The organism is Tellurirhabdus bombi, assembly GCF_021484805.1.
Lineage (GTDB): Bacteria > Bacteroidota > Bacteroidia > Cytophagales > Spirosomataceae > Tellurirhabdus > Tellurirhabdus bombi.
In genome coordinates, this window is sequence record NZ_CP090557.1 from 2,526,555 (window position 1) to 2,541,803 (window position 15,249).

13 protein-coding genes and 1 other RNA gene are annotated in these 15,249 nt (G+C 47.2%); 5 read left to right on the plus strand and 9 right to left on the minus strand.

The annotated features are described in order from the left end of the window. The first annotated feature begins 49 nt into the window (after nt 1–49). The 5 genes from L0Y31_RS10665 (at nt 50) to L0Y31_RS10685 (ending at nt 6,939) form a co-directional block, all read left to right on the plus strand. Nucleotides 50–2,134, plus strand: coding sequence for a vWA domain-containing protein (locus tag L0Y31_RS10665; protein ID WP_234733051.1), 2,085 nt, complete (start codon nt 50–52; stop codon nt 2,132–2,134). 57 nt (nt 2,135–2,191) lie between these two features. Beyond that, complete coding sequence (locus tag L0Y31_RS10670) at nt 2,192–3,151, plus strand: Smr/MutS family protein (protein ID WP_234733052.1); 960 nt, start codon at nt 2,192–2,194, stop codon at nt 3,149–3,151. 4 nt (nt 3,152–3,155) lie between these two features. Beyond that, nucleotides 3,156–4,640, plus strand: a complete 1,485-nt coding sequence (locus L0Y31_RS10675) for a DUF4403 family protein (protein ID WP_234733053.1) — start codon at nt 3,156–3,158, stop codon at nt 4,638–4,640. A gap of 120 nt (nt 4,641–4,760) precedes the next feature. Beyond that, an RNA gene (gene rnpB, locus L0Y31_RS10680) (RNase P RNA component class A) lies at nt 4,761–5,260 on the plus strand. Nucleotides 5,261–5,427: 167 nt separating this feature from the next. After that, nucleotides 5,428–6,939 (plus strand): OmpA family protein, encoded by a 1,512-nt coding sequence (locus tag L0Y31_RS10685; RefSeq protein WP_234733054.1) that lies wholly within the window; start codon nt 5,428–5,430, stop codon nt 6,937–6,939. A 69-nt stretch (nt 6,940–7,008) separates the two neighbouring features. On the opposite strand, the gene L0Y31_RS10690 is transcribed toward L0Y31_RS10685, so the two are convergent. From L0Y31_RS10690 to L0Y31_RS10730, 9 genes are all read right to left on the minus strand, one after another. Then, nucleotides 7,009–8,055 carry a hypothetical protein gene (locus tag L0Y31_RS10690; RefSeq protein ID WP_234733055.1) on the minus strand — a complete coding sequence of 349 codons (1,047 nt, stop codon included), beginning with the start codon at nt 8,053–8,055 and terminating at the stop codon, nt 7,009–7,011. 224 nt (nt 8,056–8,279) lie between these two features. Then, complete coding sequence (locus L0Y31_RS10695; protein WP_234733056.1) at nt 8,280–8,900, minus strand: L-threonylcarbamoyladenylate synthase; 621 nt, start codon at nt 8,898–8,900, stop codon at nt 8,280–8,282. 61 nt (nt 8,901–8,961) lie between these two features. After that, on the minus strand, nt 8,962–9,999 hold the full coding sequence (locus tag L0Y31_RS10700) for a glycosyltransferase (protein ID WP_234733057.1): 1,038 nt from the start codon (nt 9,997–9,999) through the stop codon (nt 8,962–8,964). A 178-nt stretch (nt 10,000–10,177) separates the two neighbouring features. Continuing rightward, nucleotides 10,178–11,122, minus strand: a complete 945-nt coding sequence (locus tag L0Y31_RS10705; RefSeq protein WP_234733058.1) for a YihY/virulence factor BrkB family protein — start codon at nt 11,120–11,122, stop codon at nt 10,178–10,180. A gap of 29 nt (nt 11,123–11,151) precedes the next feature. Next, on the minus strand, nt 11,152–11,571 hold the full coding sequence (locus L0Y31_RS10710) for an acyl-CoA thioesterase (protein ID WP_234733059.1): 420 nt from the start codon (nt 11,569–11,571) through the stop codon (nt 11,152–11,154). 70 nt (nt 11,572–11,641) lie between these two features. Then, a complete protein-coding gene (gene mltG, locus L0Y31_RS10715; protein ID WP_234733060.1) occupies nt 11,642–12,679 on the minus strand; it encodes an endolytic transglycosylase MltG in 1,038 nt (345 codons plus the stop codon). Between the two features lie 106 nt (nt 12,680–12,785). Then, on the minus strand, nt 12,786–13,169 hold the full coding sequence (locus L0Y31_RS10720) for an SxtJ family membrane protein (protein ID WP_234733061.1): 384 nt from the start codon (nt 13,167–13,169) through the stop codon (nt 12,786–12,788). A 1-nt stretch (nt 13,170) separates the two neighbouring features. Further along, complete coding sequence (locus tag L0Y31_RS10725; RefSeq protein ID WP_234733062.1) at nt 13,171–13,320, minus strand: DUF5989 family protein; 150 nt, start codon at nt 13,318–13,320, stop codon at nt 13,171–13,173. Nucleotides 13,321–13,372: 52 nt separating this feature from the next. After that, nucleotides 13,373–15,235 carry a carbamoyltransferase family protein gene (locus L0Y31_RS10730; protein ID WP_234733063.1) on the minus strand — a complete coding sequence of 621 codons (1,863 nt, stop codon included), beginning with the start codon at nt 15,233–15,235 and terminating at the stop codon, nt 13,373–13,375. Nucleotides 15,236–15,249 lie beyond the last annotated feature (14 nt).

Genomic DNA, 15,249 nt, shown 5'->3' on the forward strand with positions numbered 1-15,249 from the left:
TAAGCCCTGGTTGGTGGGCTGCTCTGGGACTTTGTTTCCCTAAAACTTTATGCGCTCAGAACTTTATTTTCAATCCTCCCCCTGGTGGATTTTAGTTTGTTTGGCGGCGGGAGCGGCCTATGCATTTGCTTTATACCAGCACCGAAAAGATTGGGATAAGCGCATTCAGTACGCGTTGGCGGCCTTGCGGTTTGTGGCTGTTAGCGTGATTTGTTTTCTCCTCATCAATCCACTGGTTCGTAGCGTGACCACCTCAACCGAAAAACCGAAGGTCGTGCTGGCCATCGATAATTCGGAATCAATGACGGCAGCCGGGCGCGAACAGCTAACGCAGACCCTAAACGCATTGGACCAGGTTCGGCAGCAACTGGCCGACCAGGGCGTGGAAGTAGCCGTACAAACGCTGGGGGACAGTACTGTAAATGGGGACTTGAATCAGGTTAAGTTTACCCAGCGAAGCACGAACCTGTCGGATCTGCTGAATAACATTCGCTCCAACTACGAAGGCCGTAACCTCACCGATGTGGTGTTGGTATCGGACGGAATTACCAACCAGGGCGTATCGCCTACTTTTGGTCGTTATAATTTCGGAATACATACGTTGGGAGTGGGCGACACCATTCCGAAGCGGGACATTCAGATTCGCGACGCCGTAGCTAACCGGCTGGCTTACCTGGGGAATCAGTTCCCGGTGCAGGTCGACGTAGCTAGTTATGGGTTTCAGGGTAAAAGCGCGACCGTTGTACTGCGGCAGAATGGCCGGGAGCTAAGTCGGCAAACGGTTAATTTTAACCGCGCCGAAACGTTTCAATCCGTCAACTTTCAGGCAACGGCTACCCAGAAAGGTGTTCAGCACTTAGTGGCCGAAATAACCCCGCAAAGTGGCGAGTTTACAACCCGTAACAACCGTCGTGATGTATACATTGATGTAATCGACGGGAAAGAAAAAATTCTGTTGCTCGCCTTGGCTCCGCATCCAGACATCAAGGCGATTCGCAGCATTATCGAGAAAAACCAGAATTACGAACTCGATATCCGCATCCTGAACGCCGGGAATGCAGACATTCCCGATAAAGTTTACGACCTGGTTATCCTCCATCAATTACCCGATAATGGAAATTTAGGCCTTCCAACCGTGCAACGGGTACTGGCTAAAACAACTCCAGTTTTGTTTATTGTTGGGAATCAAACGAGCGTACAGGCGCTGAACGCGGTAAATCCTGTCATGCAGATCTCGGCCTCTGGCGGACAGCTTGATAAAGTAGCTGGACGGTTTAATGCCGATTTTCGCCAATTAAATCTGGACGCCAATAAACTGGGTTTGCTGGAACGGATGCCGCCCGTTTCGGTTCCCTTCGGGGACTACCAGTTGAAACCGGCCAGTCAGGTAGTGGTTTGGCAGCAGGTAGGAAGTGTTAAGACCTCAAAACCGTTGCTGGCGTTAAACCTGACGGGGCCGAGAAAGGCGGCTATACTGGCGGGAGAGGGCCTTTGGGAGTGGCGCTTGGAAGAATTTGCCCAAACCGATAAGCAAGAAATTATCGATGAGCTACTGCAAAAAGTAATGCAGTTGATTTCGGTTAAGGAAGACCGTCGGAAACTACGCGTTTATCCGAGCCGCAACGAGTTTTTAACGGGCGAAAAAGTAGCGCTAGAAACCGAGATGTACAACGACATTTACGAGCGACTTTACGACCGGCCTGTTCGCCTGGAAATAACCAGTGAAAAAGCCATTACCCGCACATTCACGTATACACCAACCGAGGCCAATAGCCGCTTCGAGGTAAGCAATCTACCCGACGGTGTTTATAAGTTTCGGGCGACAGCTTCGCTAAACGGGAAAACTGAAACGGCCAACGGCGAGTTTATTGTTCGGGAACTTCAGCTCGAAGCCCTGAATACAACGGCTGATCACTTGCTATTACGGCAGCTTTCGCAGCAAACGGGTGGCAAGTTTTACAACACGGCGACACTCGCATCGTTGGCTACGGACTTACAAAATCGGAAACCGACGGGGCGCCTTACCAGCAGTGAACAGCTTAATGAACTGATTAACTTACGCTGGCTTTTTTTCCTGATTCTGGCCCTGGCAGGAATTGAGTGGGGGTTACGGAAATATTTTGGGGGCTATTAATAGGGCAGGAGGAGCCTTAAATATCGCTTCTCCAGTCCACATCTTGACTAGTTTATTATGAATATAGGCGATAAAGTAAGAATGCTGCGGGGGCGTGAAGAAGGCGTTGTAACGCGTTTTTTGCCCGGCAATCAGGTTGAGATGGAAATTGAGGACGGTTTCCGGATTCCCGTGCTGCGGTCGGAAATTGTGGTCGTGTCGCCAATGGAGGCACTCCGCTTTCGTAACGAATCGGTTTTTGAGCCACAAAAGCCGCCAACGCGTCCGGACATTGTTGCCAATAAAGGATTTTATCTGGCGTTTGTACCGCAAAACGACCGCGACATGGCTGTTCATTTAGTGAACAACACGGACTGGGAACTACCTTTTACAATTGGGGAGGAAAAAAGCAATCGCTTCACCGGTTTGCAGTCCGGGATTCTGAAGGCGCGTACCCACCTGAAGTTAAATCAATTGTACCAAACCGAAAAATTTGAAGAGTGGCCAACATTTGTGGTACAAGCTTTGTGGTTTCGCAATGGGGTAGCTACGTTGCGGCCACCGCTGGTAAAACGGTTAAAGCCTCGGGCGCAGTCGTTCTATAAGAGCAAAAAGCTGGTGCCGGTACTAAATAACAACGGACATCTGTTTCAGTTGGACGAAGAGAACAACGACAAGCCCATTGAACCGCAGGAGATTCGGACTAAAATGTTCGAGCCCAATAGCGAACCGGAAACCATTGCCATTGAACGGCCATCAGCAACGGTAGACTTGCACGTGGAGGCTTTGCTCCCTGGTGGCCAGGGAAAGCGTACCAGTGCCGATTTACTGGAATTGCAGTTGAAGACATTTGAAAAAAGCCTGGAGAATGCCATTGCCGCCGGGATGGACGATATAACGTTTATTCACGGGGTTGGTAACGGGGTTTTGCGCATGGAGTTGCACCGGCGATTAAGCAAGCACGCTGGCGTACAGTTTTTTCAGGATGCGCAGAAGGAGCGGTTCGGCTATGGCGCAACAAAGGTTAAGCTTAAATAAACCGGTGGCACCAGTAAGTTTCCAACTCTTAAAAACTGCCCAATCGAAGCAATGGAATGCCTGTTGCCGACTGTCGTTGATCATCAGCTGCTTTTTCGTACTGATCTTTCAACTGGTTGGTTGCAACAATAATAAGCCTACCACTAACCCGAAAGCCCCGAAAGAAGCTTCTTCGGTTACGAAAATGGATGTTCAGAACGATAAATTCCTATCTACTGTCAATGTACCGGTTGCCATTAGTCTGCCTGAAATTGAGCAGCAATTAAATCAGCAGGTCAATGGGCTCGTTTATGAAGACAATAGCTTGACGGATAACGACAACGACCAGTTTATGACCAAAGTCTGGAAACGGGAGCCCATTCGGCTCACGGCCCAGACCACGGGAGGAACCAGTAATCTGTTTCGATTTCATGTTCCTTTGCGCATCTGGGTCAAAGCAGGTGTCAATATACTGGGTTTCACGCGGTATCAGGAAACGGAATTTAGTCTGGATTTAAAGTTTATAACGCAATTTTCCATTGCTTCGAACTGGCGTATCAACACACAAACCAGCGCTGACGGATACGATTGGATCAAAAAACCGACCATGAAAGTAGCCGGATTGGATATACCGGTAACCAGCATCGTTGGCCGGATCATCGATAAAAATCTAGGTAAGATAACGAAGCAGCTGGACGAGCAGATCCGGGAAAAAATTGATTTGAAAGCGCCGGTCCTGCAAGCCTGGAACACCGTTCGGCAGCCTTACTTGCTGTCGGAAGAATACCGGACCTGGCTACTGGTGGTGCCCCGGCGGGTGTTGATGGCACCTTTTCAGTTGAAGGGGAATGTGCTTCATTCAAAAGTTGGTTTGGAAGGCTACACACTGACGCAAACGGGTGCAAAGCCGGATGTCAAACCTGCCGTCGATTTGCCCGATTTATTATTAAGTCCGCAAATGCCGGATGATTTCCGAATTCAACTGTTGGCTGAGATGTCTTACCAGGAAGCGGTTTCGCTGGCTAACCAACAGTTTGCCGGGAAAAAATTTGACTTTCCTGGTGGCAGGAGCATCACCATCACCAAGCTTGATATTTATCCCAGTAACAACTATTTGATTGTAAAAGCGGATTTAAAGGGCAGTCTGGAAGGGGTTATCTATTTGCGCGGGCAACCTTTCTACGATACCAAAACCCGTACTATTTACCTGCGGGAGCTAACCTATGACTTGGATACGCGCAATGTATTGTACCGAGCCGCTAACTGGCTTCTTCAGGGAAGTTTTGCCCGTATGCTGGAAAAACAGCTTACTTTTCCGGTTGGTGATCAGATTGACGAAGCAAAAAAAGCCCTTCAAGCGCGTTTAACAAACAATTCGGTGACCAAGGGGGTTATATTGAACGGAAAAATCACCCAAGTAACCCCTGATCAGGTATACCTGACGGCAGACGCTTTACTGGCTGTTGTTCATGCTAACGGGCAGGTAAACGTAAAGGTTGAAGGGCTTTAACGGTGTTTTATGGGCTATTGGATAGCAAATAGTCGAAAAAACACGAGATTTTTAGGACTGGTTTTTTTAAGAAAGCAACTATTTATAGCTTTGCGGTAGCCACAATACGGCAACCTAAGCGGAGTAAATTATCTTATCGCTCCGAAGATCTGAAAAGAAACTTCGGGGAGGAAAGTCCGGACAGCGTAGAGCACCATACTTCCTAACAGGAAGGCATTTTAATTCTTTTGCTTCGGCAGAAGGATTGGAATGACAGAAAGTGCCACAGAAAATATACCGCCGTTGTCTAACTAAAGCAGATGATTACTAAAATAACTCGTTTATTTGAAGGGTCAGTTGTAGAAAATAGAAATCGGTAAGGGTGAAATGGTGGGGTAAGAGCCCACCGCCCGGCTGGTGACAGACGGGGCAGGGCAAACCTTATGGGCTGAAAGACCAAATAGGCACCAGACTGGGAGCGGCTCGTTCCTGTAACAGAAAGGAGACCTCGTGTCTGTTTTTTGTGACGCTGGTGCGGGTAGGTCGATGGAGTTCTGGAGCGATTCAGGATCGAGATAAATGATAAGACGTTTGGCCTTGTGCCAGATGAACAGAATCCGGCTTATCGATTTACTCCGCCGATGGTTGCACAATAAAGTAGTTTGGGTTTAAAACTAATAATAGTTAATATTAGCCTGTAACTCAAAAACTAAAACGAACAACACGATTACGTTATTAAAGGCCAGCAGTAACCGGGCCACACACGGTTGCAGATAAAAGGCTTAATGAATTAAACCTGAGTAACTCCATGAAGAAAATTTCCCTTTATGTTGCCCTATCGCTTTCCTTGTTGACCTTGGCTCCGGGACATGCCCAGAACCGCTCATACGAAGGAGAGTATAAGATGAACACCTGGTCGGTTTCGGTTACGCCCGGCTTAACGCGCTTTTTTGGCGATCTAAGCAGAGGTACTGACCGCGCATTTCCTGAACTGGGTCCAAGCGGCAAACAAACCGGTACAATCGGACTTTCTGTCAACAAACAGTTGACCCACCTTTTTGGCGTATCAGCCAATTTCAGCTCGGGCCAATTACGGGATGGAAAAAAAGAAACTTATGACGCCTATTTCCGCTCTGACTACCTGATGGGAACGCTGACGGCTCAGGTGAACATGAAATCACTCCTAATGGGGACTAAAAAGCTGAAGCGCTGGAAATGGGATTTATATGGTGGCGTTGGCCAGATGTGGTTTGATACCCGCGTATATAGCCTGACTTCTGGTAACCTCATTCGCTTTAGCAATAACCGCTTCGATTATAGCTCCAAAACGGCTGGAAAATGGGAAGGCGATGGTTCGCGGTTCACGCGGGAAATCGTTGTTCCAACCGGAACGGCGCTACATTATGAGTTAACACCGCGCCTGGATTTGGGCCTTGATTTTACGTACTACTTTACTAATACGGAGAAACTGGACATGACCGTTGGTAGCTCTGATCCAACGTATAATGACAATCCGGGTAACATCTTCATCTTCCGCAAAGGAACTTCCAAACTGGATAAATTCGCAACGCTTGGCCTTTCATTGACTTATAAGTTAGGACGGAACGCGGTTCGGGTTGGTAAAGATGGTATCTATGATGCTTCGAAAGGACGTTATCACCTGCGTTGGGCTGATCCTAAAGACCTGATTAAGGAGCCTTACAACCCAACCATGAACGATGCTGACTCGATTGCGAAAGCAAACATGCCGAAGCCAGTTGACCCTCGTTTGTATACTGACTCGGACAATGATGGCGTAGCGGATCTTTTCGACAAAGAACCAAGCACACCCGCTGGTAGCGTTGTATCAGGTGCCGGTGTAGCCATGAACCTGGATAGCATCATTAGCTCGCTGCTTCGTTCAAAATTGACACCAGAGTGCGAGGCCCTGTTCAGCAACATCGAATTTGACACGGATAAGGCAACGATTCGCCCGGCTTCGCAGGAAGTAATGCGGAAAGTAATCGAACTGCTTAATGTGAAAACAAACTGCGGAATCATTCTGGTTGGCCATGCTGACTACCGTGCTTCTTATGGCTACAACGTACAATTATCAAAACGCCGTGTCGAAGCAGCCAAGCGCTTCCTGACCCGCGCTGGATTGACCGATCCAAGCCGCGTAACGGTTGAGTACTACGGAGAGTATCGCCCAGTAGCGCCGAACACATCCGGTGACAACCTACAGCGAAACCGCCGCGTAGAAATCAAAATTGTACCACAGAACATGCTTCGCTCGCCCTATCAATCCGGCTTCCGGACAGACCCACGCGAACCGAGATAATCCAATTATCAAGCAAAGAAAAACCCCGGCTAATCTAGCCGGGGTTTTTCTTTTTTAAGGAGATCCGTTCTACTGGTATTGAATGTAAAGAGGTTGTGGCGTTTCGGTAAGAACTTCTTCCGGCGTCATCAACTTATGAGGTGGTTTCTTAACGTCATTGTGATAAAACAATTTGAAACCGGTGTATTGAATTGGCTCCTTCTTGATGTAATCACGGTACGTATCACGTTTTAGAACCGGAGGTCCCCAGCCATCCATGTCAATCACAATATCAACTTTAGGGTCCAATTTGATGTTTTTATAATTGGTAACCATGCGCTGGGTAAAACGATGAACAACCAGAATTTTAGGCGGCAGATTATACTCTTTCGCAATGCCTGAAAGGAAGCGAACTGCCCCATTTATATCAGCAGCATCGTAAGTTCCAATTTTAGTACCTGGTTTGGCACCCGTTTTCATGGAAAATTCCGGGTCTATACCCAAATGAACGTGCGGAAGTTTGAGGTAATCACGCAGGTATTCCATCTCGTCTTGCAGATTGCCTAACCCAACCTGAATGTCCAAAAAGACCAGTGCGCCATGATCAGAGCCCCATTTAATGACTTTCCGGATGGTTTTGCTCGTCATGCGAAGACGGTACTTCCCGTCTTTACCGGGAGCGCTCTGGGCAGAAATAGCAACCAAGTGCAGTGCCTTCTGAACAGGCTTACTCGGGTCAGCTTTCTCCCAGTTTTTGGCTTCCTTGTCCAGGCGACGGAGCATTTCGTCTTTCGGATATTCTCCCAGAATACCCATACGCTTGGAGTGTGGATTCCCGTAGTAAGCCAAAATGCGGTGTTTGGGAAGAATTGTGTCGGGCAACGTTCCTTTAAACTGTAGGGTGTCGGCACCTGGAAAGACGGCCGTAACCGAATCGGATTTGGAGGCTGCGGCCGTGGCTGGAGCCTCTTCGGGTGAAGCAGCGGCAACCATTTTAGCGTCTTTTGTTGAGTCGGCCTTGTCCTTGCTAGCTTCCTGAGCGCCCTGAGAGCTACACCCCGCCAGACTGAGCGTGAGCATCGTGCCGACTGCCCATAAAGATTGTGTTGTACTTTTGTGAATAATGCTGTGCTTCATTGATTAGGAATCATACGTTGTCTAAATCGCAAGTTGTAAAAAAAGCTGCGGATTAGCGCAGCTTTTCAGTCGGATTAGTTGACAACTTTATAAAAAGGCTCCTATTTGATAGCTAGGCAATTTTTTAGTTTGGTAGCCGCCCTGCGTAAAATTCGCCACGAATAGGCCGCCACCTTTGGTGTATCTGCTTGTATGATAAATCCTGTTTTTGCCAAAATAGCTAGTTAAATATCAAGTTCGCCTAAACCTTGCCGGACTATTTCTAAATCATCGGTAGTTGCATTTACAATAGTAGAAGCTATGTTACCACCGTAGCCTCCGTCAACAACAAGGTCAACCATGTGCTGAAACCGCTCAAAAATCTCTTCTGGATCAGTCGGATATTCAATAATATCATCATCGTCCTTAATGGAGGTGGTAATGATGGGATTGCCGAGTTCCTTAACAATCTGACGAGGAATCGCGTGGTTGGGAATCCGGATACCCACCGTTTTTTTGTTGGTGTGCAGAATCTTAGGCACGCGGTTACTGGCGTCAAGGATGAAAGTAAAAGGGCCGGGTAAGAGCCGTTTCATCACTTTAAATGCTTGATTACCAACACGGGCATAATCTGCAATGTGGCTTAAGTCGTAGCAAATAAAAGAGAAATCGTTCTTTTGGGGTTTGATTCCTTTGATTCGTGCAATGCGCTCTACAGCCCGTACGTTGTGAATATCGCAGCCGAGTCCATAGACGGTATCAGTAGGGTATATAATAACCCCGCCATCGCGCAATGTCTTAACGATGTGCTGTATTTTTCGTTCTTCTGGTGTTTCGGGGTGAACCCGCAAAAATTCAGCCGGCATAGGTTTATCGATTCATGTTCGTAGAGAAATAACTCGTTCGGTGCCGATTTGGTTACTTCTCTCACTGAAAGACGGGGCGTTTTTCCCGGCTAATCCGCCACTGCAAATAAGGCTGATAGAGTTTATTAACTGGAATGCGCAGGCGACAAAACTGCAAAAATAGCTTGGTTTGCCAGTCTGGCTCTTCTATAAACTCCAGTAAAGCTTTAAACTGGAAGGCTAATTCAAAATGCTGGGCGTAAAAGCATTGCCGGATGCACCAACGCAGGCGGGCAACCAAGGCTTTGTATTCGTCGGCGGTGCGGCACTGGTCAAAGGCTTTGTAACAAACGGCCAGCGTCGATTGCAGCAATCTATTTTTTGGGCGGGAAAACTGGGTAGAGAGTGATTTTTGTAAAACCCGTTTGCTGGTCAAAACGCTGTCTATATATTGGTAGCGATAATCGCGCGAACTGCGTACCCAGAAATCAAAATCTTCGTAGGCCAGCGACTCATCGTAGCCCCCCAGGCTATCGAGTACATCTTTCCGCATCATCATTGTAGGAGTACAGACGAAATAGGAAGATAAGATTTCCTTAAATACCCAGCCCGAAGGAACCTTAACCGTAGTGTTTTTCTGTTGGTTAACTGGGAAATGATAACCGGTTACATTGTCGGTTTCGTCAATAAAAGCGGCATTGCCAAAAACAACGGCGTAATCGCAGGGGAGGCGCTCGAAAGTTTTAACCTGCGTTTCAACGCGATTAGGATGCAGTAGGTCATCCGCCGAGAGATCAATTACATATTTTCCCTTGGCTTGCTTCAGACCCTGATTAAAGGCCCTGCATAACCCTACATTGTCCGCATTGGCAATAAACTGAATGCTTGGATTTTTATCAATAACTTCCTGAATTACAGATCGGGTATCGTCTTTACTGTCATTATCAATAACAATCAACTCAATAGCTGGATACGTTTGCTCAAGCACCGATTGCAGGGCCGCCTTGATGAAACAACCATGATTGTAGCTAATGCAGATTACGGAAACCAATGGCCGAACAGACGATAAATAATCTGCTAACAACCCCGGAGAGTTGGATACGGGCGCTTCTACACTCATAACTAATAATTTGCGGAAAATCAGGCAGACTATTTTCCACTAAATCCTAACTTTTATTCAAGCCTTGTAAGACAATACTACCAATAATTAAGGGATATAATAGTATACTATTGAGCAAACGGAAAAGAGCGAAGGTGAATACTAGTTGTCGGCTAATTGAGTTAACTATCAGTGAGTTTTAGGTAACACTAGCTGGTTTAGAATTGACTTTCGGAAGCATTTCTTCCTCGTGATTATAGAGAGAAACATTCATTTCAAAACCTAGAATTAGCAGCAGGCAAACCAGATTAATCCAGACCATGAGCACAATGAGCGTTCCAATGGAGCCATAAAGTTTGTTGTAGGAGCTGAAGTTAGAGACGTAATAAGAGAAGCCCAGCGTAGTGATAACAATCAATACAGAGGCAAGAATGGAGCCCGGTGTGATGAGCTTCCATTTCATGTTAGCGTCGGGCCCGAAGCGGTATAAAATCGCAATAGCCAGCACAAAGACGATGAAAACAACCACATAACGACCAAGGTCGATCAAGGTGTAAAAAACAGGATTGTCGAAAATGCGAAATTGCCGCAGGTAGTCCGAAATAACGCCGCCCACAACAAGAATGGCAATAGCCAGAAACAGCGAAATCACCAGCGTTAAAGTCAATCCCACGGCAATCAGGCGCGTTTTGAAAAATCCACGGCTCTCTTTGCTCGTATGCGAAGAGTTGAAGGCCGCCATCAGGGACACCATGCCGCTCGTGGCAGCATAACCCGCCAGAATAAAACCAAAAGACAGTACGCCCTGGCGGGGGCGGCTAATGATATCCAAAACGGTATGCTTGACCGTATCGTAGGTGGTGGCGGGTAATACTTGCCGCATAAACTCCATAACCTGGTCTTCCAGGTTGTCGATGGGAATGTACGGAATAAGCGTAAATAAGAAGATAATGAACGGAAATACAGCAAGGATCAGGCTATAGGCAACTGAGGTAGAGCGCTCATTCGTGTCATTATCCAGAAACTTCGCGATGAATCTATTCAGAAAGTCGTACCAGTTCAGCTTAGAGTCAAATGCCTTGTTATTTTGCAGCCCTAGCCGAAAACGCTGCATAAACTTCAGGCCCATTACTTGCTCAAACATACTTTTCGATTGTGCTGTTTGTTCATTAATTAAACCGTCGCTGCAAAAAAAGGTTTGAGCTTTTCAATCAAATCCTGGGGTGCCTTGCAAAGCCGTCCAGTACCTGAATTTTGAAACACAAGCGTGGTTTCACCCGCATTCAGATGATCGCCTTGCTCATTGTAAATATCATATTGAAAGACGATACGCACCGTGGGCAAGTCACTAATTTTCACCCGAATTGTTAATAAATCGTCGTAACGGGCGGGTTTCAAATAGCGTGAGCGGTTTTCGTAAACGGGCATCATAACGCCCGAAGCCTCCATTTCTTTGTAATGAAACCCCAGGCTTCGGAGCGCTTCTACACGGCCAATTTCATAAAATCGGGCGTAATTTCCGTAATAGACATAACCCATCTGGTCGGTATCGGCGTAACGGACGCGGACGGGCGGAACATCGTAAATAAACATAAGCGATGGAGAATGAGCATCACCAACTTAAAAAGCAGTCTGAAAACCGCGTTTATTCAGTTGGTGATGCTCATTTAAGAATATTACGCTTGGTTAGCTCCTGCTGGTAGATCCGGGCGTTGGCAAGGTGTTCTGAGTAGGTTTTGGCAAAAGTATGATAACCGGAGAAATCGGCACGGGCTACAAAATAGATGTACTCGTGGTTTTCATGATTCAGGACGGCATCAATAGAGGTCAGCGTTGGCAGGTTGATCGGGCCTGGAGGCAAACCTTTAAAACGATAGGTATTGTAAGGCGAGTCAATCTGTTTGTGTCGGTTCAGCACGCGCCGAATGGAAAAATCGCGGTGGGCAAACACAAGCGTCGGGTCTGCTTCGAGCAGCATTCCTTTTTGCAAACGGTTGAAATATACGCCGGCAACACGCGGCTTTTCGTCTTCCTTCTTCGTTTCTGATTCCACAATTGAAGCTAGTACTTGCACCTGAGTCTGGCTAAGATTCATGGTTTTAGCTTTGGCTTTCCGTCCGTCCGTCCAGAACTTTTTATATTCATCGCCCATTCGATCCAGGAAGGTTTCTGGGGTGGCGGTCCAGAAGAACTCATACGTGTTTGGCAGAAACAGACACATAATGGTGGTGGTGTCGAAGCCATATTTGGCACAAACGTTGGGATCATTCAGCAGAGCGCCCAGTTTTTGAGGGCCAAATTCAAATTTATTGCCCAGTCGCTGAATAAGGTCTTCTTTAAGGCGGATATTATTGAAGGTAATGTTCATGGGGTCCTGCGCGCCCGCCCGCAATTTACGAATGGCGTCGTAGTTATTCATTTCCTTCTTGATGACGTAGCGGCCAAACTTAACGTGCTCTTTGTATTTCAGCAATCGGGCCATAAATCCAAACGAAATTTTATCGTTTATGACTTTGTGCTTGTTCAACGAGTCCATGACGGTTTCAAAGGTGGCTCCGCGCGGAATTAGCAACGCAAAATCGCCATCGTTTTCTCCCGTTTGCAGGTTTGGAGTACGGAATATCTGCCAGAAATAAAAAGAGAAACTAGCCAGCAGGACAGTGGCTATAATAAGAATCGCACTTTTAATTTTAAGTGACATACAAACAAGTCATTGAATGAGCAAAGATACAAAAAGTCGGCGGTGCAGGCACCGCCGACTAATGGTTCTTACCTATAAAGCAAGTTGAATGCGAATAAAAAGGGCCTTACCAGCTATCCTCCAGGTCTTTCGCCGAATACTGGTGATTTCGTTCCTGATAAACCGACTTCGCTGTTTTACCGGCGCTAAACCAGTTGCCCGTTTTATTAAAAAGACGAAATAAGAAAGCAAACGGAAAGAGAAGTATAAAAAAGACCAGCGACAGAATCACCCGTGAATTAAACCAACCCAAGCCTTCGGCCAGTTTGAACCAGATCCACGCTACCCAGCGACTTAAAGCAGGAATCAGCAGGGCTACTGCCCCGACAATTACGGCTACGTATAGCATCCAGCTGTATCGCTGGTTGGTAAAAAGGTAGATCGCCAGAAAACCGGTTGCAATGGCAAGATTTGCTTTCAGTACATCCGTCTCGTTGGGATACTTCATCATGTTAAAACAGCGTATAAATAAAAGGAGCGATAGCAGAACCACCTCCAATAACCAGAATAATGCCTAGCAAGAGCAACACCAGAATCATCGGTGCCAGCCACCATTTTTTCCGCTCCTTCATAAAGCGAAACAAATCCGTTAGAAAGTCCATGAAGAATTTGTGGTTATTTCTTTAAAGTGTGAAAATGTATAAAATGAGAAAATTAATCCAAAACGAATTCTTCTTTCCAGTTGTCTTTTTCCTGCCACTGCGGCTGTTTTTGCTTGGCAAATAAGAAATTTCCGACCGCCAGGTAATCCATTTCTGTCCGCATAAAGCACCGATACGCATCCTCAGGCGTACAGACAATTGGTTCGCCCCGTACGTTGAAGCTCGTATTGACAATAACGCCGTAGCCAGTCAATTGCTTGAACGCATCAATGAGTTGGTAATAACGCGGATTGGTTTCCTGATGCACCGTCTGAATCCGGGCAGAGTAATCAATGTGCGTAATAGAAGGCAGGTCGGAGCGAAGATGATATAACTTATCCCGTAGCGACAGGCTATGGTAGTCTGCCGGAAGTGGTTTCTGGCGGCTTTTAGCCACCGGATGCACCAGCAACATGTACGGAGAAACGCCTTTATACTCAAAATACTGCTCGCAATCTTCGGCCAGAACGGAAGGCGCAAAAGGCCGGAACGACTCGCGGTACTTGATTTTAAGATTCAGTTTTTTCTGCATTTCGGCATTGCGCGGATCGCCCAGAATACTGCGGCCACCGAGTGCACGCGGTCCAAACTCCATGCGGCCCTGAATCCAGCCAACCACGTTTCCTTCGGCCAGAACCTGGGCGGTTTGTTTCGCCAGATCGCCAAAATTGTCGTAACGCGTGTAAACAGCGCCGTATTTGCGGCTCATCAGCTCTACATCCAGATCACTGAACGTTGGGCCGAGGTAAGAACCTTCCATGCCATCCAGGCCTTTGCTCACTACGCGCTCCTTACCGTAGAAAATATGGTAAGCCGCTAAGGCTGCGCCGGGAGCGCCACCCGCATCACCCGCCGCTGGCTGGATGAATATTTCGTCGAAAACGCCTTCTTTCTGGAGCTTTCCGTTGGATACGCAGTTTAGCGCTACCCCTCCGGCCATGCACAGGTATTTAGCTCCGGTCAGGCGCTTGGCTTCTTCAGCCATTTTCACAATCACTTCCTCCGTAATCTGCTGAATAGCCAGACCCAGGTTGCAGTGGTGTTCTTTCAGTTCATCTTCTGGATTCCGGCGGGGAAAGCCAAACAGTTTTTCCCACTGGTCGTCATTCACCATTTTTAAGCCCGTGGCGTAATCAAAATATTCCTGATTTAGCCAAACTGAACCATCTTCTTTGATGGAAACAATGTGGTTTCGGATGATGTCGCAGTAGCGGGCAATATCAGGGGAAGCGGGATCGCCGTAGGGGGCAAGGCCCATGAGCTTGTATTCGCCTGAATTAACTTTAAAACCCAGAAAATAGGTAAAAGCAGAGTATAAAAGACCCAGTGAATGCGGGAAACGCAGTTCTTTCAGAATGGTAATGTCTTTTCCATCGCCGAGGCAGATAGACGCCGTTGCCCATTCGCCAACCCCATCAACGGTCAGAATGGCCGCGCGTTCAAACGGAGATGGATAGAAGGCACTGGCCGCATGCGACAGGTGGTGCTCTGGAAAAAGAAGCTTGACGTCTTTGGCTTCGTCACCAAAAGCTTTGGTTAACTCCTCACGAATCAGGCGTTTCAGGAACATTTTTTCCTTAATCCAGACCGGAATAGCCGTGATAAACGACCGAACTCCTTTGGGCGCAAAGTGGTAATAGGTTTCCAGCAAACGCTCAAATTTTAGCAATGGCTTGTCGTAAAATACGACAGCATCTACGTCTTTCAGCGAAACCCCGCCGTACTGAAGGCAAAACCGAAGTGCATTCGTTGGGAAGTCGGGGTCGTGTTTTTTGCGGGTAAATCGTTCTTCCTGAGCGGCCGCTACGATTTTCCCATCTATAATAATCGCAGCTGCGGAGTCATGATAAAAAGCAGAAATCCCCACTATCTTCATGTGTCAGACAAAAT

Bases quoted from the DNA above. Each gene is read 5' to 3' on its own strand.
- L0Y31_RS10665 (WP_234733051.1), top strand. From the start codon at position 50: ATGCGCTCAGAACTTTATTTTCAATCCTCCCCCTGGTGGATTTTAGTT.
- L0Y31_RS10670 (WP_234733052.1), top strand. From the start codon at position 2,192: ATGAATATAGGCGATAAAGTAAGAATGCTGCGGGGGCGTGAAGAAGGC.
- L0Y31_RS10685 (WP_234733054.1), top strand. From the start codon at position 5,428: ATGAAGAAAATTTCCCTTTATGTTGCCCTATCGCTTTCCTTGTTGACC.
- L0Y31_RS10690 (WP_234733055.1), bottom strand. From the start codon at position 8,055: ATGAAGCACAGCATTATTCACAAAAGTACAACACAATCTTTATGGGCA.
- L0Y31_RS10695 (WP_234733056.1), bottom strand. From the start codon at position 8,900: ATGCCGGCTGAATTTTTGCGGGTTCACCCCGAAACACCAGAAGAACGA.
- L0Y31_RS10700 (WP_234733057.1), bottom strand. From the start codon at position 9,999: ATGAGTGTAGAAGCGCCCGTATCCAACTCTCCGGGGTTGTTAGCAGAT.
- L0Y31_RS10705 (WP_234733058.1), bottom strand. From the start codon at position 11,122: ATGTTTGAGCAAGTAATGGGCCTGAAGTTTATGCAGCGTTTTCGGCTA.
- L0Y31_RS10710 (WP_234733059.1), bottom strand. From the start codon at position 11,571: ATGTTTATTTACGATGTTCCGCCCGTCCGCGTCCGTTACGCCGATACC.
- mltG (WP_234733060.1), bottom strand. From the start codon at position 12,679: ATGTCACTTAAAATTAAAAGTGCGATTCTTATTATAGCCACTGTCCTG.
- L0Y31_RS10720 (WP_234733061.1), bottom strand. From the start codon at position 13,169: ATGATGAAGTATCCCAACGAGACGGATGTACTGAAAGCAAATCTTGCC.
- L0Y31_RS10725 (WP_234733062.1), bottom strand. From the start codon at position 13,320: ATGGACTTTCTAACGGATTTGTTTCGCTTTATGAAGGAGCGGAAAAAA.
- L0Y31_RS10730 (WP_234733063.1), bottom strand. From the start codon at position 15,235: ATGAAGATAGTGGGGATTTCTGCTTTTTATCATGACTCCGCAGCTGCG.